This window comes from Bizionia sediminis, assembly GCF_042684585.1.
In the GTDB taxonomy this organism is placed as follows: domain Bacteria; phylum Bacteroidota; class Bacteroidia; order Flavobacteriales; family Flavobacteriaceae; genus Algorimicrobium; species Algorimicrobium sediminis.
The window spans coordinates 784,200-805,687 of the sequence record NZ_JBHULS010000002.1; the positions used below are offsets into that span (position 1 = coordinate 784,200).

Consider the following 21,488-nt stretch of genomic DNA (forward strand, 5'->3'; position numbering starts at 1 on the left):
ACTAAAACAGTATCACGATGATTTTAGAAATGAAAGTTCCTTCGCCAGGAGAATCTATAACAGAAGTAGAGATTGCAACATGGTTAGTTGCTGATGGTGATTACGTAGAAAAAGATCAGGCTATTGCCGAAGTGGATAGCGATAAAGCTACCTTGGAATTACCTGCTGAAGCTAGTGGAACCATAACCTTAAAAGCTGAAGAAGGCGATGCCGTGGCCGTTGGTGAAGTGGTTTGCTTAATTGATACTGCAGCCGAAAAACCAAGTGGCACTTCAGAAAAAACAACCGAAAAGCCAGCCAATACACCCGCTCCGGAACCTGCTAAAGCAGAAGCACCAAAGCCAGAAGCTCCAGCGGAAACCAAAACATATGCTACAGGAACAGCTAGTCCGGCAGCTAAAAAGATTTTAGCCGAAAAACAAATGGACGCCTCCCAAATTGTTGGCTCCGGTAAGGATGGCAGAATTACAAAAGAAGATGCTATAAAAGCGGTGCCTTCCATGGGAACCCCTACAGGTGGAAACCGTTCTACGTCTAGAAGCAAAATGTCTATGCTGCGTCGTAAAGTTGCAGAACGTTTAGTAGAAGCCAAAAATACCACGGCTATGCTAACTACTTTTAACGAGGTAGACATGTCGCCTATTTTTACATTGCGAAACGAGTATAAAGAGGCTTTTAAAGCCAAACACGGTGTTGGTTTAGGCTTTATGTCTTTCTTTACACTTGCTGTAGTGCGTGCTTTAAAACTTTATCCAGCGGTAAACTCTATGATTGACGGAAAAGAAATGATAAGTTTCGATTTTGTAGATGTATCCATAGCGGTTTCTGGTCCTAAAGGTTTAATGGTGCCTGTAATACGCAACGCAGAAAACTTATCGTTTAGAGGTGTTGAAAGCGAGGTAAAACGTTTGGCGTTACGAGCACGCGACGGAAAAATTACTGTAGACGAAATGACAGGCGGTACCTTTACAATTTCTAACGGTGGGGTGTTTGGAAGCATGCTTTCTACACCAATTATTAATCCGCCGCAAAGTGGTATTTTAGGAATGCATAATATTGTAGAGCGTCCTGTTGCTGTAAACGGTAAAGTGGAAATTCGTCCTATTATGTATGTGGCTTTATCATACGATCACAGAATTATAGACGGTAAAGAATCTGTTGGATTCTTGGTTGCTGTAAAAGAAGCGCTAGAAAATCCAGCCGAGCTATTAATGGATAATAACATTAAAAAGGCTCTGGAACTTTAAAAAAAAGTATAGAAATTAAAAAAGCGCTATGTTAAAATGACATAGCGCTTTTTTTTTGACATTTTTGGGGTTAAAAAAGACTTACGAAGAGGTTCATGGAAATAACAATAATAACAACTATTATTAAACCATAAACCAAAAACTTGTTGGTGTTCGATTCCTTCATGGTTTCCAAAATATTTTGGCAGATTTATAAAGCGTTCATTTACGGCATTCATAAATTAATAAATTAACAAACCCACACTGAAATTAAAATAGCAGAATAAAGATACATAATTTCAAGGATATAGAAGTACGTAGCGCTACGCATTTCCGGTTAATCTATTTAATTAAAAAAAGCTTTTTATCAAAAAACGACAAAAAGCTTTTAAATCCCTCAATAACTAACTAATAGCAATGTAAAATTACTATATTTAGTGGATTGGTGAAATACGTATTGATACGTAATTTTTTTATCTCAATGGGTTATTTTATCCATTAGCGGTGCCAATAAGCCGTTTTTTGGTAATGAAAAAAATTGAGCGTTTGGATTGGTTTCTAGAAAACCCAAGAAGGCTACTTTTAATGACTGTATATATTATTAGGAAATTACAAGTATACAACGTGCAACAGACTAAAAAAAGAAAAGGCTTTTAATGAACATCATTAAAAGCCCTATTCAGTACTCCTTCCAATAACTAACTAATAGCAATGTAAAGGTACGGCGTTCATACATTTTAAAAAATACGTATGTTTACGTATTTTCGTTTTAACTTCTATCGCTTTATATGGTAGGCCATTTCTTTGAGGTTTCCTGAAGGTTGGCTACAACATAAAAAAAGACCCTAAAAGAAATTCTTTTAAGGTCTTTTATATAAAGTCCTTTTTTTCAAAAGGAGTAATTAATTAATAGCAATACAAATATAAGGCCTCTATACTTTTTAAAAAATACGTATCCCTACGTAATTTTTTAAATATAGGTTGTGTTTTTTGTTTGCATATGTTCTTTAAGCTGGTAGGCAATCTGTTGGGCGTTAATTGGAATCTAATTTAGCTTTCGGTTTCTTCACAGCCAACTTTAAGAAGAGGCATTTTTTATTATAGTCAATTATGCCTTTTGCTTGATTCAAAATATCGGCTCCAATAATACCATCTACCGGTTTCGCATCGTGGCTGGTAAGTGCCGTATTTACATGGGTTATATCAAACAACACCAAAGGGACTTTAGTTTGTTTCCACTTGCCAATTTTTACGGTATTTTTTTTGGCAAGTTGCGTCATCATATCTGTAGCACCAGCGCCAGCAGCTTTCATAGGAGAGTCTTTAGCCTTTAACTTAAACTTTTCTGCTGCTTCAAAGCCCACGCAAGATATAGAGGCACCTGTATCTAAAATAAAGCGGCCTTTAACGCCGTTAAGCGTTGCTTTCATTTCAAAATGATGGGTTTTAGTAAGTTTAAGGTTTACTTTAATATAGCCTTGCTCTGTTAAAAAGGATTTTAGACTTGGTTTTGATGATTTTGTCATAGCTGTTTGTTTTCGAAAAAAACCAAAAATACACTAAATAAGCTAAATAGCTTGTTAAATAGGCTAAATAGCACCATGGCAGAATTGGTACACGAGGTATCACGTAAAATTAGAAATTATAAAGGGGAAAGTAACCAGGTTTGATGCTTACTTTTTTACTTTTGCATCATGATAGTAACCGACACCCATACGCATTTGTACAGTGACGCGTTTGACACCGACAGGGAGGAAATGATTCAACGCGCTATACAGGCTGGTATAACCCGATTTTTTATTCCAGCCATCGACTCCTCGTACACAGAAGCTATGTTTCAGTTAGAAGCAGCGTTCCCAAACCATATGTTTTTAATGACGGGATTACACCCTACATCTGTGAAAGCTAATTATAAAGACGAGCTAAAGCATGTAACCAATTTATTAGCCAAACGCAGGTTTTATGCCGTTGGCGAAATAGGGATTGATTTATACTGGGATACCAGTACGCTGGACATTCAAAAAGAAGCGTTTAAGTACCAAATACAGCTAGCAAAAAAATACAACCTGCCAATAGTTATTCATTGTCGGGATGCCTTCGATGCTGTTTTTGACGTATTAGAGTCTGAAAAATCGCCAGATTTGTACGGAATTTTTCACTGCTTTACCGGAACGTTCGAACAAGCCAAACAAGCCATTTCCTATAATATGAAATTAGGTATTGGTGGTGTAGTTACCTTTAAAAATGGCAAAATAGATCAGTTTTTAAATCAAATTTCACTGGAGCATATTGTTTTGGAAACCGATTCGCCTTATCTTGCTCCAAAGCCTTTTCGGGGAAAACGAAACGAAAGCGCGTACCTGATTGAGGTGCTCAACAAATTATCGGAATTATATGAATTACCGGCTGCCGAAATTGCTAAAATTACAACCGAAAATTCCAAAGCTGTTTTTAAAGTCTGACTATGGATCACACACAACCTAACATATTATTAATTTATACCGGTGGTACCATTGGTATGATAAAAAATACCAACACAGGCGCTTTAAAGGCATTCGATTTTAATAATTTATTAAAACAAATCCCCGAACTTAAACTACTTACTTGCCATATTGAAACCGTATCGTTTCAAGAACCCATAGATTCCTCTAATATGAATCCTACTTATTGGGTACAAATGGCCGAGATAATTGAAGCTAATTACCATAATTTCGATGGTTTTGTGGTGCTTCACGGAAGCGATACCATGAGTTATACCGCATCTGCATTAAGTTTTATGCTAGAGAATTTAAGTAAACCCGTAATTTTAACAGGCTCGCAATTACCTATAGGCGATTTGCGTACCGATGCGAAAGAGAATTTAATTACTTCCATACAAATGGCCTCGTTACAAGTGCGCAACCGCCCAATTATAAAGGAAGTTGGTTTGTATTTTGAGTATAAGCTATATCGTGGTAACCGAACAACCAAGCTTAATGCCGAACATTTTGAAGCCTTTGAAAGTTTAAACTACCCACATTTGGCAGAATCTGGTGTGCATATTACCATTAATAAAGAAGCGCTTTTTAAGCCTAATCACCGGAAAAAGTTACAAGTCCATAAACATCTGGATGCCCGCGTGGCTTTAATAAAGTTGTTTCCGGGCATTACCCAAGATGTGCTTGAAAGTATTTTACAAAATCCAAATATTAAAGGTGTGGTGTTGGAAACCTATGGCGCAGGCAATGCTTCTACAGAGCGTTGGTTTTTAAGTGCCATTGCTAATGCCATAAAAAAAGGTGTACATATAATAAACGTTACCCAATGTTCGGGAGGTAGTGTAAATATGGGGCAATACGAAACCAGTTCACAGCTTAAAAATTTAGGCGTTATTTCAGGGAAAGACATTACCACAGAAGCGGCCATTACCAAGTTAATGTATCTTTTGGGTGAGAAAATAGCACATAAAACCTTTAAAACAGTATTCGAAACAGCCTTAAGAGGTGAAATGGCTTAAAATTAACTTACAAAATTTTTACCTTTTAAAGATTTTTCGTTATTTGGCAGCCTGTAAGAAAAACTTAAAACAGAGAGGTGGCCGAGCGGCTTAAGGCGCACGCCTGGAAAGCGTGTATACCTCAAAAGGGTATCGAGGGTTCGAATCCCTTCCTCTCTGCTAAAGTATTTTATGTATGGGTCTGTTTACCAAAATTTTAGTCCTATTCTAAATTAAAAATAGCGGCAAAACAGCCTGTAAACATCTTAAAATTCTTTTCTTATTGTGGGGTTTTAATAAGCGTTGTTTAGCTAAAAGCGCTTCATAACTCGGCAGTGATTTTAATTTTTTAATTACAATTTTTTTATATCTTTAACACTTTAACTAATAAAATTAAGAACAAGAACAAATGAAAAGACTATTTTCTATCCTAGCCATTATGTGTTTTGTGGCATTCGGAACAGCTAACGCAACTACTAGCGCATTTTCAAGTGCCAACACAGTTGTTACTACAATTCAAGATGCCGCAGATGATGCTGCTGCAGAAGAATTAGGATTTCACCAGGAATTAAAAAAACGATTCATAGAAGGTGGTCCAGGGTTTATGGGAATTGTATTATTATGTTTAATTCTTGGTTTAGCCATTGCTATTGAGAGAATTATTTTCTTAAACCTATCATCAACTAACACTAAAAAGCTTACACAAGAGGTAGAAAATGCCTTACAATCTGGTGGTGTAGAAGCCGCTAAAGAAGTTTGTAGAAATACAAAAGGTCCTGTTGCCTCCATTTTTTATCAAGGTTTAGACCGTACGGATGAAGGTGTTGAAGCTGCCGAAAAAGCAGTTATTGCTTACGGTGGTGTACAAATGGGACAGTTAGAAAAAAATGTATCTTGGATTTCATTATTTATTGCATTAGCACCAATGCTTGGTTTCATGGGTACGGTAATTGGTATGATTCAAGCTTTTGATAAAATTCAGGCAGCCGGCGATATGCAGCCTTCTTTAGTTGCAGGAGGTATTAAGGTGGCCCTTTTAACAACCGTATTTGGTTTAATTGTTGCTATTATTCTTCAAATATTTTACAACTACATCATTGCTAAAATTGATAGTATTGTAAACGATATGGAAGATGCATCCATTACGTTAATGGACTTGTTAATCAGACACAAGAAGTAATAATTAACCGCAATAATTTTTAAAAATTATGACTTTACACAAAATATTAAAAATAGTAGCGGGACTTCTCGGGCTTTTAGGAATTGTTTTCTTGGTAAGAATCATTTCCGAAGGCGACGAGTCTATTAAATCTGCTGCTACAATGGGAGATACCGCTATTGTGGATCCTATGGCCTATGTAGCTTATGCCATTATGGCGCTAACTATTGGTTTTGTGGTATTATTTGTACTAAAAAATTTAGTAACAAATACCGCTACCTTAAAAAACACACTTATTAGCGTTGGTATTTTTGCTGCAGTATTGGTTATAGCGTACGCTGTTAGTGGCGGCGATTCAATGGCTTATTACTACAATGGAATTCAAGCCAGCGAAAGCGCTTCTCAATTAGTAGGCGCCGGTTTGGTAGCTTTCTATATTTTAATTGCAACGGCTGCAGTAATTATGTTACTATCTAGCCTTAAAAAAATAATAAGTAAATAACATGGCAAAAAGAGCAGCACCGGAAGTGAATGCAGGCTCCATGGCCGACATTGCTTTCTTATTACTAATCTTCTTCTTGGTAACAACTACCATCGAAATAGACTCTGGTCTTAACCGAAAGTTGCCGCCAATTGAAGAAACAGAACCGCCAATTATTAAAGAACGAAATATTTTTCAAATTACCGTTAATGGTAACAACCAACTCTTGCTTAAAGCAGCAGGAAGTGACGGCGATTTGATAGCACTTAAAGATTTGCGTAAAGCTGCTGTCGACTTTTTAGATAACGGTGGTGGCACGGGTGAAGATGCTTGTAAAGCTTGTAAAGGTAAGCGTAACCCAAAATCTTCAGACAACTTTCAGAAAGCCATTATTTCGTTACAAAATGATAGGGCCACTAGTTATGAAACGTATATAGCCGTGCAAAACGAAATTATTGCTGCCTATAATGTGTTGCGTAACCGAGAGTTTGAATTGCGTTACCCTAATTTAGGCGTTAATTTCGTTGAAGCCGATTACGAGTATAACGATGCCAGAACTTCTGCGGCCAGAAAAGCACAATTAAAAGATAAGATTGAAGAAATTAAACTTTTAATTCCACAGAAATTTTCGGAAGCAGAACCAAAAAAATCTAATTAGATAAACCATATTATTTATGTCTAAATTTAAAAAGAAAAAAGGCGGAGGCGTACCAGCCATATCTACAGCATCCTTACCGGATATTGTTTTTATGTTGTTATTCTTCTTTATGGTTGCTACGGTAATGCGTCAAAACACATTAAAAATTCAAAATAGCCTACCAGCTGCCGACCAGGTAGAAAAGTTAGCGAAACGAAATTTGTTAATGTATATTTACGCCGGGAAACCTAGCAGCGCGTATAAGCAATTTGGAACTGAAGCACGTATTCAGTTAAACGATAAGTTTGCCGATGTGTCCGAAATACCTGCTTTTATAGCTGCAGAACGCGATAGTAAACGTGAAGAAGAAGTTCCTTTTTTAACTACTGTATTAAGTGTGGATAAGGAAACCAACATGGGCTTGGTGTCTGATATTAAACAGAAATTACGCGAAGTAAATGCCCTTAAAATAAATTATAAGACACGAAAGGGTGATGCCTTACAAAGTCTTAATCAATAACAACATCTTAATTTTATAGGAAAAAGGCGTTTAGAGAAATCTTAACGCCTTTTTTTTGAGTCGCACTGAAACCTGTTTGGAGCATATGAAAAAGCTAGCGTTTTTATTCATTTTTATTGGGGGTGTGCTAGGCGTTTATTCGCAGGATACGCTGCTGGAACAGAGCAAGCCTTCAGATACCATATTGGACAACAAATACAGGGAAGATCAATTTTATATTGGCGTTACCTATAATTTGCTTAATAACAAGCCTAGCGGTGTAGCTCAGTCGGGGTTTTCTAGTGGGTTCCATGCCGGATTTATTCGCGATATACCCATTAACAAGCGCCGCAATGTAGGGCTTGGTGTTGGGTTGGGTGTTTCTACCAATTCATTTAATAATAATTTTCTTATTACCTCGGGTGAAGGTGGCGAATTACAGTACGTGGTGCTGGATAAGAACTTGGTGGGCTATACCAAAAATAAGTTTACCACCTATATGTTGGAGGTTCCTTTGCAACTTAGATGGCGTACTTCTACGGCAACAGATTACAAATTTTGGCGCATATATACGGGTTTTAACTTGGGATATGTGTTTTACAATTCGTCCAAGTTTAAAGGCGATTTAGGGACTATAAAAAATAAAAATATCCAATCGTTTAACGATTTTCAATACGGGCTTACCATAAGTGCTGGCTACAATACGTGGAATATATACGTTTATTATGGCTTGAATACTATATTTTCGGAGGCTTACTTGGAATCGGAATTAGTGGATATGCAGGCCTTAAAAGTGGGGCTTATTTTTTATATTTTATAACGGTATTTTGCAGTTGTTATGCGTGGGCTTACATCCAGTAATTAATAAGGATTAACTGTGGTATAAAGCCTATAAATAAGCCTATAACAAGTTCTGGAACGCTGTGAGCTTGCAGGTGTAATCGAGACGTTGCAATAGCGCCTGTTAACAACGCCATAAAAGCCAAACTACCATTTATATTAATACTAAAGTGAATACTTAAAGCCAAGAAAAACATAAAAACGCCAGATACAGCCATCATATGTATGCTGGCTTTTATTTGCATGATGGCTAAAATAAAGCAACTTAAGGTAGATACTAAAATACCTAAAAAGAAGAAGTAAAGCTCTATTATTTCGTTGCTAGGCAGCACCTTTAAAATGATTAGTAAAACGATAATGGCGTTTATAAACAAAGGAATAATACGCTCATTGGTGGTTTGTAAATATATAGAGCTTGTTTTACCAACAGATTTTAATAACATATAAATTAAAATAGGTAGCAGTATGGTTAATATAAACAACGAAACCACTTTGGCCTGAATAATATCCAATGGTAAATACCTAGGCGATTTGGTGAAATAAAAAATAACACCTACCAGCGGCATTATAATGGGGTGAAAAATAAACGAAATACTTCGTAAAATAGCGTTCATCAGATTTTTTTTCGTAAACGGGCCACAGGGATGTCAAGCTGCTCGCGGTATTTAGCAACGGTGCGCCGTGCTATGGGGTAGCCCTTCTCTTTTAATATTTTAGCCAGCGCATCATCGGTTAAGGGCTTTCGTTTGTTTTCTTCTTCTATAACGGTTTCCAGTATTTTTTTTATTTCGCGGGTAGACACCTCTTCGCCTTGGTCGTTTGTCATAGATTCCGAGAAAAATTCCTTTATTAACTTGGTGCCATACGGTGTGTCCACATATTTGCTGTTTGCCACGCGGGACACGGTAGAAACGTCCATATTAATTTCGTCGGCAATATCTTTTAAAATCATGGGGCGTAGTTTGCGTTCATCGCCAGTAAGGAAATAGTCTTTTTGGTAGTGCATAATGGCGTTCATGGTTACAAACAAGGTTTGTTGGCGTTGCCTAATGGCTTCTATAAACCATTTAGCAGCATCTAGCTTTTGCTTTATAAACTGAACAGCCTCTTTTTGCGATTTAGATTTTTCTTTACTTTCCTTATACCCTTTCATCATGTTGCTATACTCGCGCGATACGTGAAGCTCTGGAGCATTCCGGCCGTTTAGGGTTAGTTCTAACTCGCCGTCCACAATACGGATAGCAAAATCTGGAACAATATGTTCTACAATTCGGTTGTTTCCGGCGTAGGAGCCGCCTGGTTTTGGATTTAAATGTTCAATAACCTGAATAGCATCTTTTAGTTGAATTTCGGTAATATCGAACTTTTGTATTAGCTTTTTGTAATGTTTTTTGGTAAACTGTTCAAAAGCATGGTCTATAATATTAATGGCTAGTTCTACATCTGGATTTTTTTGCTTGCGGTGTAATTGGATACTCAAACACTCTTGCAAATTACGAGCCCCAACACCTGCAGGGTCTAACTGATGAACAATTTTTAAAACTTGTTTTATTGTTTCTTCGGTGGTATATACATTTTGTGTAAAGGCTAAATCGTCCATGATGTCTGCCAATTCTCTTCGTATGTATCCACTTTCGTCTACACTACCTACCAAAAATTCGGCAATGTCGCGTTCTTCGTCATTTAAACGAAAGGTATTTAATTGGTTTTTTAAATGCTGGGTAAAGGATGTTCCCGCTGCATACGGTATGGATTTATCCTCGTCATCGGCGCTGTAATTGTTGGCTTGTGTTCTGTAATCGGGAACGTCGTCATCACTTAAATAATCGTCAACATTTATGTCGTCTGCATTAATGGTTTCGTTATCCTCGTAGGTATCTTGGCTATTATCAAAGTCGTCCTCAAAGGGATCGTCCAGAGATTCTTTACCACTTTCAAGCGCTGGATTTTCTTCTAGTTCTTGTTTTAGGCGTTGCTCAAAAGCTTGCGTAGGCAGCTGTATCAATTTCATTAATTGAATTTGCTGTGGAGATAGCTTTTGTGATAATTTGAATTGTAAAAATTGCTTAAGCATGCCAGTGTTTTCGGTTTGTATAAAAATAAAAAAAACAATCTACTTTACGGCGTAACGCAGATTGTTTTATAAAATTATTTTAGCTTATTGGGTGGTGTTGATGGGGTTTAAAACTCGGCATTTTGAGGTGTTCTTGGGAACGGAATTACGTCGCGAATATTGCTCATACCTGTTGCAAACATTACCAAACGCTCAAAACCTAAACCAAAACCAGAGTGTACGGCGGTTCCGTATTTACGTAAATCTAGGTACCACCAAAGTTCTTTTTCGTCTATGTTTAAGGCTTTCATTTTTTCTTTTAGAACGTCTAAGCGCTCTTCACGTTGCGAGCCACCAACCATTTCGCCAATACCAGGAAATAGGATATCCATAGCGCGAACGGTTTTTCCATCTTCATTTAAACGCATGTAGAAGGCTTTAATATTTGCGGGATAATCGAACAAAATAACAGGACATTTAAAATGTTTTTCTACTAAAAAGCGTTCGTGTTCACTTTGTAAATCGGCGCCCCATTCTTCAATAATATATTTGAATTTCTTTTTCTTGTTAGGCTTACTATTTTTAAGAATATCTATAGCTTCTGTGTAGCTAACACGCTTAAAATTATTGTCTACCACAAATGTAATTTTCTCAAGTAAGGACATGTCGGAACGCTCGGCTTGTGGTTTTGTTTTTTCTTCGTCAAGTAACCGTTGGTTTAAAAACTCTAAATCTTCTTTGTTGTGTTCTAAAACATAACGTAAAACAGATTTCATAAAATCCTCGGCTAAATCCATATTACCTGCTAGGTCCATAAAAGCAACCTCGGGTTCAATCATCCAAAACTCGGCTAAATGCCGCGAGGTGTTCGAATTTTCTGCCCTAAAAGTTGGGCCAAAAGTGTACACTTTACCTAACGACATGGCGTAGGTTTCTGCCTCTAACTGGCCAGAAACCGTAAGGTTGGTTTCTTTTCCAAAAAAATCCTCCGAAAAATTTACGTCGCCATTTTCTGTTAACGGTGGATTTTTAGGGTCTAAATTGGTAACGCGAAACATTTCGCCAGCACCTTCGGCATCGCTACCTGTAATGATAGGTGTGTGCATGTAGTAAAACCCGTTTTCGTTAAAATACTTATGTATGGCAAACGATAACGCCGAGCGCAAACGCATTACTGCCCCAAAGGTATTTGTGCGGGTGCGTAAATGAGCGTTTTCTCTTAAAAACTCGAATGAGTGCTTTTTAGGTTGAATAGGATAGGTTTCCGGATCGGAATCGCCCAGTACCTCTATACCGGTTACTTGAACTTCCAATTGTTGGCCTTGTCCTTGGCTTTCCGTAAGTTCGCCTGTAATGGCTAAAGCAGCGCCAGTTGTTATACGCTTAAGTAAGTTGGGATCAGTTTCTTCAAAATTAACAACACACTGAATATTATGTAAAGTTGAGCCATCGTTTAAAGCAATAAATCGTTTAGAACGAAAACTTCTTACCCATCCTTTAATGGTTACCTCCTGAAGTGTTTGTCCTTTTTTTAATAATTGGGCAACTGTATGCATGGTCATGTTATAAAAATTTGTAGTTACAAAGGTAATAGTTTAAGGCAGATATAAAGGCACCAAATTACTGCAATACTTTATTTAGTAGGGGTATTGTGGTTGGTTAGGTTATTATCTGGTTCCTCATCATCTTCCTCTGGAATTATATTAATACTTGGTTCTTTTAATACTTCTTTGTTAGCAATGTTGCGCTCTAAAGATAATAGTAAAGAAGGCAACAATAGTAGGTTGGACAGCATGGCAAATAAAAGGGTAGCAGATACCAAAGCGCCTAGTGCTACGGTGCCGCCAAAGCTAGATATTGTAAATACGGAGAAACCAAAAAACAACACAATAGATGTGTAAAACATACTTACACCGGTTTCCCGTAATGCTGCGTAAACAGATTTTCTAATTTTCCAATGATTGGCTTGCAGCTCCTGCCTGTATTTAGCTAAAAAGTGAATGGTATCATCCACAGAAATACCAAAAGCTATGCTAAACACTAAAATGGTTGATGGCTTAATAGGAACGCCTAAATAGCCCATTAAACCAGCCGTAATAAGTAAGGGTAGCAGGTTTGGAATAAGAGATACAATTATCATTTTAAAAGACCTAAACATGTAGGCCATAAATAAGGAAATAAGTAAAATGGCAAGCGATAAGGATATGGCTAAATTTTTTACTAAATACTTGGTCCCTTTCTGGAATACTAATGCTTTACCCGTAATGGTAACATGGTATTTATCTGCAGGAAATGTTTTGTTTATTTCCGATTGTAAATCTTCTTCAATACGTTCCATTTTATCGGTGCCTACATCCTTCATAAAGGTGGTAATGCGCGCATACTGGCCGGTGCTGTCCACAAAACTCTTCAGTAAATCCACATCGGAAGCGGAGTTTTTAATGTACGACGAAATAAATAAATTTTCCTGACTTGTTGGTAACTGGTAGTATTTTGGGTTTCCGTTTGTATAGGCTTGTTTTGCGTATTTTGCTAAACCTACTATGGAAATGGGCTTGGAAAGCTCGGGTGTTTCTAGTATTAGCTGCTCCAGTTCGTCCATACGTTTTAGAGTTGCTAATTTGGTAGCCCCTTTTTTACGTTTGGTATCTATTAAAATTTCTAAAGGCATGATGCCATTAAATTCTTCTTCAAAAAAGCGGATGTCGCCAAAAAACTCGGCTTCTTTAGACATGTCTTCAATAAGGCTGCCAGAAATTTTTATTTGGTATATACCTATCATACTGGCAATTAAAAGAATAATTGCCGAAATATATATAGTTATGCGGCGTTCCTTTACCATACGTTCCATCCAGTTTACAAAACCACCAATCCAGCGTTTGTTTAAATGTTCAAGGTGCCGTTCTTTTGGGTAAGGTAAAAAGGTGTAGATAATAGGAATAATAAATAGGCAAAGAATAAAAATGGCTAAAATGCTTAACGAGGCCACAATACCAAATTCTTTGAGCAGGGTACTTTCGGTTAAAATAAAAGTAGCAAAACCAGAAGCTGTGGTAACATTAGTCATTAAGGTGGCGTTACCCACTTTGGTAATAACACGTTGTAAGGAGCGTACCTTGTTGCCGTGTAATTTTACTTCGTGTTGGTATTTGTTAATTAGAAAAATACAGTTAGGAATACCAATAACAATAATTAAAGGCGGAATTAGAGCCGTTAACACGGTAATTTCGTAGTTAAGGAGTCCAATAATACCAAAGGTCCACATAACACCCAAACAAACCACAAACATGGATATTAGTGTAGCGCGCACCGATCGGAAAAATAAAAAGAAAATTAATGAGGTTACAGCTAAAGCACCAGCTATAAAAATACCAATTTCGTCTACAATGTTTTGCGCGTTTAAGGTCCTAACGTAAGGCATACCGGAAACCCGAACGTTAATATTGGTATCCTTTTCGAATTGGGCTATAAGTGGTATTAAATCGTCAAAAACAAAATCTTTTCGGGCGGCCGTATTTACAATAGCCTTGTTCATGTAAATGGCTGTTCTAACAGTTTTGGTGTTTTTGTTAAACAGGAAATTATCGTAAAAAGGGTACTGATTAAACAGCTCGTCTTGAAGCTTATTAAGTTGGTCCATGGAGCTAATGGAATCTGCTATAAAAGGTTCCAATACAAAACGCTCGTTGGTTTCGTCTTTAACTAGTTTTTGCAGGTCGTTTAGTGATATTACAGCATCTACAGCACTGAAGGCTTTAAAACGGTTGGATAGGTTGTTCCAAGCGTTCATGTGTTCTACGGTAAATAAGGTGCTATCTTTTACACCTAAAACAATTAAGTTGCCTTCTTCCCCAAAAATGTCGAGGAAATTTTGGTAAACTAAATTTACAGGATGGTCGTCTGGTAGTAAATTTGCTTCGGTGTAGGTAAATCGCATATTTTTCCATTGCAGACTAAAAAATATGGTTATGGCAAAAATGCTAATCAGAATGGCAATTTTGTTACGCAAAATAAGTCGTGCAACAACATCCCAAAATCCTTTTGTAAGTAATTTAAACATAGTTATTTTAAAACAGCCGCAAAGTTAAGGAAAAGCAACCTATTACGGGCGGGATTGCTTTATAATGTGAGGTTAAAAGTAAATTTTACGGCAATATTATCGCCAAATTCTGGTAAATGGTAACCACCATAGCGGTAGGTTCCGCTTAAACCAAAGCCAAAAAGAATTTTATTTATTTCGAAACCGGACTCTGTATAACCTTTGTTTAGCGTTCCAAATTGTATGCCTTGGTGTTTATGAATATGGCTCATGTTACCAATAGCAAATCGGGAAATAAGGACTAATTGGGGTTTAAACCGGGCGGCAATGTTAAAGGGTTTAAAATAGTGGCGCCATTGTAGGGTAACAAACCTATCGGAAAAAAATTCGTTAAAATACATAGTTTCAAAGCTATCTATTCCGGCCACAGAAAACCGTTGTAAAATGGTTTCTTTATTAATATTGTTTGGGTAGGCGTGGTATAAATGCGACAAAGGCGCGTTTCCGGCAGCTAAACCAGAGGTTACTATAAAACGGCTATAGGCTTGCGATGGCAAGTGTATTTCGTATAGGGTACGAAAGTCTATTTTAGTAAAATTTAATTCACTTTTAAAAATACCGGCTGCTGCTTGTGTGAGTTGTACTGAAAATTTAGGGTAACCTACCGTGGTTTCTTTTAATCGGTTTTTTACGAGCGTATACGTACTAAAGGGGTTAAATTGAGCCGACAATACAACTTTACTTAAATTAAATTCGGTGTAACTAGTGCCGTTGTGAATGTACTGGTAGGTGTAAGTAGGGTTTACATTGCTAACAGATAATTGAAGTTCGGTAAGTACTTGGGGCGCAAGTTCGTGGGTTACGGATATGGATTGTTCAATATACTTATAAAACAAATCGATGTTTAAGAGCCGTGGTTCAAAAAAACTAAAAAAGCGTTTATCGGTTAAAAATTTAGAGCTACCTGTTTCTTGTAAATCATCGGTGTAGTAAAGGTTTAGCCACGTTTTGTTATTTTTGGTTAAACGCAAACTACCGCCTACACCATATTTAAAGCGGTTGTCGCGGAAGCCGTAGGCTACGTAGCTGTTTATGCGAAATACTTTTGATAGGTTATTATTGGTAAGTCCGCCAAATCCATTCCGCAAACCTTCGTATTGGTTGTATTTTATTAGGTAGCGTAAATCAATATCAAAATACTTGGTAGGTATAAAACCATTACCAAGCTTTTGAAGGAACTCACGTTTTTTTATGGAGTCCTGTTTTACGGCTATCGGATCTTGGTTTATAGCGGGAGCTTGCCCATGCGTATGCAGAACGAATAGGAAACATAAAACAGCTATAAGGTAGTTCCACATGACAGGCTTGCATGTTACTATTAGTATATATTAAAGGGTTTGGTATTGTTTATACCAAGCCTTAAATAGTCATTATTTCTTTTTCTTTTACCTCTAGTATGCCATCAATTTTCGACACGTAATTATCGGTCATTTTCTGAACATCAGCTTCAGCGTTTTTCTGCAGATCTTCCGATACCTCTTTTAACTTTTTAATGTCTGTATTGGCATCTTTTCGAGCGCTACGAACACTTACTTTAGCATCTTCAGATTCTGCTTTGGCTTGTTTTGCTAGCGTAATTCGGCGTTCTTCGGTTAGCGGTGGTACATTTATAATAATGGTATCGCCATTATTCATGGGGTTAAAGCCTAAATTGGCATGCATAATACCGCGTTCAATTTCTTGAAGCATATTTTTTTCCCATGGCTGAACTGTTATGGTGCGGCCATCTGGAGTGTTTACATTGGCAACTTGGCTTAATGGTGTTTGCGAACCATAATAATCTACCATAACGCTACCCAGCATGGCAGGACTGGCTTTACCGGCTCTAATGTTTGCCAGCTGTTTTTCTAGATGTTTAATAGCGGCATCCATAGATTCTTTTGCCGTATCTAATATAAATTGAATGTCTTCCATTTGTAAACAAGTATTTAATGATAGGGCGTTTTTTGCAACGCCGAAATGTAAATGTATGATTATAAATTAACTTTTGTGCCTATATTTTCGCCAGAAACCACTTTTAATAAATTCCCTTTTTTATTCATATCAAAAACAATAATGGGAAGTTCATTTTCCTGACTTAAGGTAAAAGCGGTTGTATCCATAACTTTTAAACCTTTACGAAGAACATCATCAAAAGTTATGTGGTCAAATTTTATGGCTTGAGCATCTTTTTCAGGGTCTGCCGTATAAATGCCATCTACGCGTGTGCCTTTTAAAATAACGTCGGCTTCAATTTCTATAGCTCTTAAAACGGCGGCAGAATCTGTAGTAAAGTATGGGTTTCCTGTGCCGCCTCCAAAAATAACTACCCGTCCTTTTTCTAAATGGCGCATAGCTTTTCGGCGAATAAAGGGTTCGGCCACTTCTTCAATATGTATAGCCGACTGTAAGCGTGTTGGGATACCGGCGTTTTCTAAAGCGCTCTGTAATGCTAACCCGTTAATTACAGTGGCTAGCATGCCCATATGGTCTCCTTGAACACGATCCATTCCGTTACTGGCACCAGCAACCCCTCTAAAAATATTACCACCACCAATTACAATGGCTACTTGAATGCCCTTATCTGTTATTTCTTTTATGTCGTTGGCGTATTCAGATAAGCGTGCCGGATCGATACCATATTGCCGGTTACCCATTAAAGCCTCGCCTGATAGTTTTAGAAGAATCCTGTTGTATTTCATGTGATAATTTAAATATATAAAATTCCCCGGTTTGTTAGGAATAAAGCGTTGTGCAAAGCTACATAATTTTTTTATTTTTTAAATTTTTATACCGTGGGATTTACAATAAGTAAGAACATCTTTAAAGCAATAGTAGTATGCCTAAAATTTATGCCTCATTTTTAAGTTTTGCCCTGAAAATGGCCAAAATTACGGGAAAACCGTAATGTATATGAAAGGTTTTCGATGAACGGCATAAATTGAATTAAAATCCTTGCCAGAATCGTTTTTTTTTTTTTTTTTTTATAACTTTGAGTGTGTCATTAAAATAACGCATTTTTTATTCAGTTATAATGGTGGTTTTTTTGATATGATTGTAACCTAAATGAGCGCTAATTTTTAGGGGCAATATGATTAAACTGAAAACTTTTTATTTAAACCTGCCAGCTGTTAATATTATTAATACTGGCTTAAAACTTACATATTACTAAAATTTTTAAAACAACAATTTTATCAACGGTTTTCCTTTTCGGGAGTAACTGCCATGTCTGATTCAAGTAAGTTGGAATCGACAGAACGGACCCAAAAGTTGCAAAAGAAAATACCGTGTTCAACGGTTTTTACTGTTTGTGATGTTGCTTTTCCTCATGATTACAACCACTTTAATACCTGTATGAGTAATAATGGTTGCTAATTGACTATATTAGGTCTTTGTTTACGGCTAAAAGGTTAATTTAATTTTTTGTTAACTCCATAGCCAAAATAGTTTTATTTAAATAAACAAAGACCTTTTTCTTTATGAATACAAACAAATATTAAAAATGATTAAAATAAAAACCCTACTCGCACTATCAATTATATAGGTTTCTACTAATGTATGGGCACAGGACAAGAATGCTGTAATAACTTACGTTGGGGAAATAAATCAAAAATATGTTGATAGCTTTTTAATTGCTTTAGAAAATAATAAAGACGTTGAAATGGGTGTTAAACAACGCGTTGCAGACATGTACCGAAATGCGCAGCCACAAGATTTTGATTTGAATATTAAAGATAATGAGTCCTATTATTATTTAAAACCTTCATTGGAAATGGAAGAAGGTTATAATATTGGTAGTCTAGCTGATAAATCTCCGTATTATACAAATACAAGTACTGGCAAAATTATTCAATGGACGCCTAATCTGGGTTTTATTTCTCGTGAACCTTTAAAATGGGAAGTTACCAATAAAACATTAAAAATCGGGGGCTATGTTTGTTATCAAGCTATTGCTACAGAGAGGCTATACAGTAGAAAAGGATTTTACTATAACAGGCAGGTTATTGCCTGGTTTGCTCCAGAATTACCATTGAATTTTGGGCCTAGTAATTATAGTGGTTTACCTGGTTTAGTTTTAGAAATTCAAAGAGATATGTTTACTTTAACTGCTACATCAATTATCTTAAACCCTGAAAAGGAGGTGAAAATTATTAGACCTGAAGAAAATAGCAAAATTTTAACCGAAGAAGAATCACATAACATAATTGGCGATTTGGAGGCAGAACGGAAAAAAGGGAATTAATTATTTTAGTTCAATAATTTGTTTAGAGTTTAATCTTATGAAGAAAACCCAAATATTATTATTGCTTTTGTTGGTATGTAAGTTATCTGGTTTTTCGCAAAGTACCTTAAAAGGGACAGTAAAAGATAGTTTGCAAAAACCTTTGCAAAATGCCAATATTATTGCCCAACCTCAAGATTCTCTAAAAAGAATGAAATTTGCTATTACGGATGAACTAGGTCGTTATCAATTAGAATTGGAAAATAGTGTATACGAGATCACAATAAGTTTTTTAGGCTATGCTTCATATAAGTTTAATACGGATTCTAAAAAGGACACTACGAAAAATATTGAGTTAAAAGAGCAGGATAACAGATTAGATGAAGTGTTTATAGAATTACCTGTAATGGTTAAAAAAGATACTATTACCTACAATGTAGATAAATTTTTAACAGGTAATGAACGTAAACTAAAAAATATTCTTAATAATCTACCAGGTGTTGCGGTTGAAAAAGACGGAACTATTACTGTAAACGGAAAAAAGTGACTACCATGCTTGTGGAAGGAAAAACGTTTTTCGGAGGCGGTTCTAAATTAGCCATCGATAATATTCCTGCAAATGCCGTTGATAAAATTGAAGTTATAGATAACTATAATGAAATAGCTTTTTTAAAAGATTTGGTGGATAGTGAGGAAATGGCTATGAATGTTCAGTTAAAGCAGGATAAGAAGGATTTTGTTTTTGGAGATATTGAAGTAGGAAAAGGGAATCAAGATTTTTATAAAGCTCATAGTAATATGTTTTACTACAGTCCGAAAACTGATATCAATTTTATTGGTAATCTCAATAATACAGCCGAGCAGGTGTTAACTTACAAAGACTATTTTGAATTTTAAGGTGGGCTTAACGAAGCTTTTAAAGAAGGAAGTACTGTATTTGATACTAGTAATAAAGATTTTCTTCAATTATTAGAAAATAGAGATGTCATTAAAAGCCAGAATCAATTAGCCGCATTAAATATTAGCCAAGAAATTAATAATAAACTAAATGTTCAAGGCTATGGTATTTTTTCTAAAACCAAAGATGATACTTTCAATCAGACCTTTAATCAATACAATAATTTTAATGAATTAAAGGACGATTTTGATAATACGAATAGCACGTTCGGTATCGGAAATTTAAATTTTAAGTATTTACCCAATTTAACCGAACAATGGAATTTTAAAACACAATTTAAAGGGTCAGGTTTAAAAAATAACAATACTATAAATTCATTGATAGGTGTTTCCAATAGTAGATTTTTTAACCGTCAAGATTTAGATGCTATATTTTTAAACCAAAATATAGAATGGCATAAAAAAGCATCTAAAAAGCATACCTTTTCATTTGCGGCCGATTTTGTTTATGATAAAAATAATTCGACAACTTTCTGGGAAAGTAATGACGCTATTTTAGATGGTTTAATTCCAGTTATTGATGAAGCTGTTATTAAGTTGAATCAATTAAAGGAAACTAAAAGTACTAATTTTAATCTCTATTTTAAATATTATTGGGTGCTAAACAAAAATAATCATATTTATACGACCATTGGGAATAGCTATTTAAACCAATTTTTTTACACCAACGACAGTCAAGAACTTTTAGATGGTACTATTAATAATTTCAATTCCTCTGGTTTTGGTAATGATCTGAATTTTAGTTTGAATGATCTCTTTCTTGGTCTTAATTATAAATTTAAAACAGGAATTTTCACATTCAATCAGGGTGCTTTTTTTCACGCTTACAATTGGGATTTAGACAATGAATCGAAAATAACAAAAAATAAATTTGTCATTTTACCTAATTTTACAGCTAAAATAGATTTTAATACTTCAAAGAGATTACAGTTTAATTATGACCTTAAAACATCCTTTTCCGATGTGTCTAAATTTGCTAACCAGTTTTATTTACAAAGTTATAATTCAGTTTTTAAAGGTAACGAAGAATTAGAAAATGAACTGTATCATGTATTGAGTTTAGGTTATAGGAAATTCAGCACGTATAGAGGTGTTATGTTATATGCTAACGCTAGATATACTAAAAAAATAGATGGTGTATTAAATATGGTCAATTATGTAAATGCCAATCAGTTTGTGAGTGTTGTAATGTTAAAAAACCCTTCCGAAAATTGGCAAATCATGGGGAATATTAGTAAAAAGATTAAAAAAATAAAATTTGGTTTGGGTTTAAGCTATAATGGTAGTAACTATCTTCAACAAATAGATGGTTTTTTCCAAAACAGTAGAAACAACCAGACAGGATTGAATGTGACCGCCAAAACACTATATAAAAATTTTCCAACGGTAGAAATTGGATATAAACATGACATTGGCAACTATACTTCGGGTAATATGAAAGCAGAATTTATAACAAATAAACCATTTATTAATATAGATTACGACTTTTTAAACGGATTTATTTTCTCACTCGATTATAACATGTATCGGTATAAAAATAAATCATTCAATCAAAACAGTACTTATGATTTGGCGAATATGTCCTTGTATTACAGACATGAGAATAGTGCTTGGAGTTTTAAAATAGAATCAAATAATGTGTTTGATGTCCAATTTAGGAGACAAAATAGTTTTTCAGCTTACATTATTTCGGATTCAAAAACCTATATAATGCCACAAACACTTATGTTTACTTTGGGGTACAATTTATAAGAGGCGATGGTATACATAAAAAAACCACGATTCTTTTTTAAGAAATCGTGGTTTTTAATCTATTATTTTCAGTGAGTAATCAGCGAAAATTAGGGTGTTAGTAGTTTAA

The 21,488-nt window shown here is 35.7% G+C and carries 20 protein-coding genes and 1 tRNA gene; 13 read left to right on the top strand and 8 right to left on the bottom strand.

Annotation, left to right across the window (positions count from 1 at the left end; all coding sequences use genetic code 11):
* Nucleotides 1–17 precede the first annotated feature (17 nt).
* On the top strand, nucleotides 18–1,247 hold the full coding sequence (gene odhB, locus ACFSQP_RS07860; RefSeq protein WP_376893128.1) for a 2-oxoglutarate dehydrogenase complex dihydrolipoyllysine-residue succinyltransferase: 1,230 nt from the start codon (nucleotides 18–20) through the stop codon (nucleotides 1,245–1,247).
* A gap of 1,013 nt (nucleotides 1,248–2,260) precedes the next feature.
* On the opposite strand, the gene ACFSQP_RS07865 is transcribed toward odhB, so the two are convergent.
* The gene (locus tag ACFSQP_RS07865; RefSeq protein ID WP_376893130.1) at nucleotides 2,261–2,752 is read right to left on the bottom strand and encodes a retropepsin-like aspartic protease; all 492 of its coding nucleotides are present in this window, start codon (nucleotides 2,750–2,752) and stop codon (nucleotides 2,261–2,263) included.
* A 168-nt stretch (nucleotides 2,753–2,920) separates the two neighbouring features.
* Here ACFSQP_RS07865 and ACFSQP_RS07870 point away from each other — a divergent pair, with 168 nt between their 5' ends.
* The 8 genes from ACFSQP_RS07870 to ACFSQP_RS07905 all read left to right on the top strand — a co-directional run bounded on the left by ACFSQP_RS07870 (nucleotide 2,921) and on the right by ACFSQP_RS07905 (nucleotide 8,297).
* Nucleotides 2,921–3,688, top strand: a complete 768-nt coding sequence (locus tag ACFSQP_RS07870) for a TatD family hydrolase (RefSeq protein WP_376893132.1) — start codon at nucleotides 2,921–2,923, stop codon at nucleotides 3,686–3,688.
* 2 nt (nucleotides 3,689–3,690) lie between these two features.
* A complete protein-coding gene (locus ACFSQP_RS07875; RefSeq protein ID WP_376893134.1) occupies nucleotides 3,691–4,722 on the top strand; it encodes an asparaginase in 1,032 nt (343 codons plus the stop codon).
* Between the two features lie 71 nt (nucleotides 4,723–4,793).
* A tRNA-Ser gene (locus ACFSQP_RS07880) sits at nucleotides 4,794–4,881 on the top strand.
* A gap of 229 nt (nucleotides 4,882–5,110) precedes the next feature.
* The gene (locus tag ACFSQP_RS07885) at nucleotides 5,111–5,881 is read left to right on the top strand and encodes a MotA/TolQ/ExbB proton channel family protein (RefSeq protein WP_376893136.1); all 771 of its coding nucleotides are present in this window, start codon (nucleotides 5,111–5,113) and stop codon (nucleotides 5,879–5,881) included.
* 28 nt (nucleotides 5,882–5,909) lie between these two features.
* Nucleotides 5,910–6,362 (top strand): hypothetical protein, encoded by a 453-nt coding sequence (locus ACFSQP_RS07890; protein ID WP_376893138.1) that lies wholly within the window; start codon nucleotides 5,910–5,912, stop codon nucleotides 6,360–6,362.
* A 1-nt stretch (nucleotide 6,363) separates the two neighbouring features.
* Nucleotides 6,364–6,999, top strand: a complete 636-nt coding sequence (locus tag ACFSQP_RS07895; RefSeq protein WP_376893140.1) for an ExbD/TolR family protein — start codon at nucleotides 6,364–6,366, stop codon at nucleotides 6,997–6,999.
* Between the two features lie 16 nt (nucleotides 7,000–7,015).
* A complete protein-coding gene (locus ACFSQP_RS07900) occupies nucleotides 7,016–7,498 on the top strand; it encodes an ExbD/TolR family protein (protein ID WP_376893142.1) in 483 nt (160 codons plus the stop codon).
* Between the two features lie 85 nt (nucleotides 7,499–7,583).
* Nucleotides 7,584–8,297: a porin family protein gene (locus tag ACFSQP_RS07905; protein ID WP_376893144.1), complete on the top strand. Its 714-nt coding sequence runs from the start codon at nucleotides 7,584–7,586 to the stop codon at nucleotides 8,295–8,297.
* 28 nt (nucleotides 8,298–8,325) lie between these two features.
* Here the strand turns inward: ACFSQP_RS07905 and ACFSQP_RS07910 are convergent, their stop codons facing one another.
* The 7 genes from ACFSQP_RS07910 to pyrH all read right to left on the bottom strand — a co-directional run bounded on the left by ACFSQP_RS07910 (nucleotide 8,326) and on the right by pyrH (nucleotide 17,150).
* Nucleotides 8,326–8,931 carry a hypothetical protein gene (locus ACFSQP_RS07910; RefSeq protein WP_376893146.1) on the bottom strand — a complete coding sequence of 202 codons (606 nt, stop codon included), beginning with the start codon at nucleotides 8,929–8,931 and terminating at the stop codon, nucleotides 8,326–8,328.
* Complete coding sequence (rpoN, locus tag ACFSQP_RS07915) at nucleotides 8,931–10,391, bottom strand: RNA polymerase factor sigma-54 (protein WP_376893148.1); 1,461 nt, start codon at nucleotides 10,389–10,391, stop codon at nucleotides 8,931–8,933. Before rpoN ends, ACFSQP_RS07910 begins: the two co-directional genes overlap by 1 nt.
* Nucleotides 10,392–10,498: 107 nt before the next feature.
* Nucleotides 10,499–11,932: an asparagine--tRNA ligase gene (asnS, locus tag ACFSQP_RS07920; RefSeq protein WP_376893150.1), complete on the bottom strand. Its 1,434-nt coding sequence runs from the start codon at nucleotides 11,930–11,932 to the stop codon at nucleotides 10,499–10,501.
* A gap of 71 nt (nucleotides 11,933–12,003) precedes the next feature.
* Nucleotides 12,004–14,430 carry an efflux RND transporter permease subunit gene (locus tag ACFSQP_RS07925; protein ID WP_376893152.1) on the bottom strand — a complete coding sequence of 809 codons (2,427 nt, stop codon included), beginning with the start codon at nucleotides 14,428–14,430 and terminating at the stop codon, nucleotides 12,004–12,006.
* 59 nt (nucleotides 14,431–14,489) lie between these two features.
* The gene (locus tag ACFSQP_RS07930; protein ID WP_376893154.1) at nucleotides 14,490–15,767 is read right to left on the bottom strand and encodes a hypothetical protein; all 1,278 of its coding nucleotides are present in this window, start codon (nucleotides 15,765–15,767) and stop codon (nucleotides 14,490–14,492) included.
* A gap of 61 nt (nucleotides 15,768–15,828) precedes the next feature.
* Complete coding sequence (gene frr / locus ACFSQP_RS07935) at nucleotides 15,829–16,383, bottom strand: ribosome recycling factor (protein ID WP_376893156.1); 555 nt, start codon at nucleotides 16,381–16,383, stop codon at nucleotides 15,829–15,831.
* Nucleotides 16,384–16,442: 59 nt separating this feature from the next.
* A complete protein-coding gene (gene pyrH / locus ACFSQP_RS07940) occupies nucleotides 16,443–17,150 on the bottom strand; it encodes a UMP kinase (RefSeq protein WP_376893158.1) in 708 nt (235 codons plus the stop codon).
* Nucleotides 17,151–18,109: 959 nt separating this feature from the next.
* Here pyrH and ACFSQP_RS07945 point away from each other — a divergent pair.
* The 4 genes from ACFSQP_RS07945 (at nucleotide 18,110) to ACFSQP_RS07960 (ending at nucleotide 21,379) form a co-directional block, all read left to right on the top strand.
* A complete protein-coding gene (locus ACFSQP_RS07945; RefSeq protein ID WP_376893161.1) occupies nucleotides 18,110–18,691 on the top strand; it encodes a GLPGLI family protein in 582 nt (193 codons plus the stop codon).
* Nucleotides 18,692–18,728: 37 nt separating this feature from the next.
* On the top strand, nucleotides 18,729–19,217 hold the full coding sequence (locus ACFSQP_RS07950; RefSeq protein WP_376893164.1) for a carboxypeptidase-like regulatory domain-containing protein: 489 nt from the start codon (nucleotides 18,729–18,731) through the stop codon (nucleotides 19,215–19,217).
* Nucleotides 19,214–19,567: a hypothetical protein gene (locus ACFSQP_RS07955; RefSeq protein WP_376893166.1), complete on the top strand. Its 354-nt coding sequence runs from the start codon at nucleotides 19,214–19,216 to the stop codon at nucleotides 19,565–19,567. Before ACFSQP_RS07950 ends, ACFSQP_RS07955 begins: the two co-directional genes overlap by 4 nt.
* A 378-nt stretch (nucleotides 19,568–19,945) precedes the next feature.
* On the top strand, nucleotides 19,946–21,379 hold the full coding sequence (locus ACFSQP_RS07960) for a hypothetical protein (protein WP_376893168.1): 1,434 nt from the start codon (nucleotides 19,946–19,948) through the stop codon (nucleotides 21,377–21,379).
* Nucleotides 21,380–21,488 lie beyond the last annotated feature (109 nt).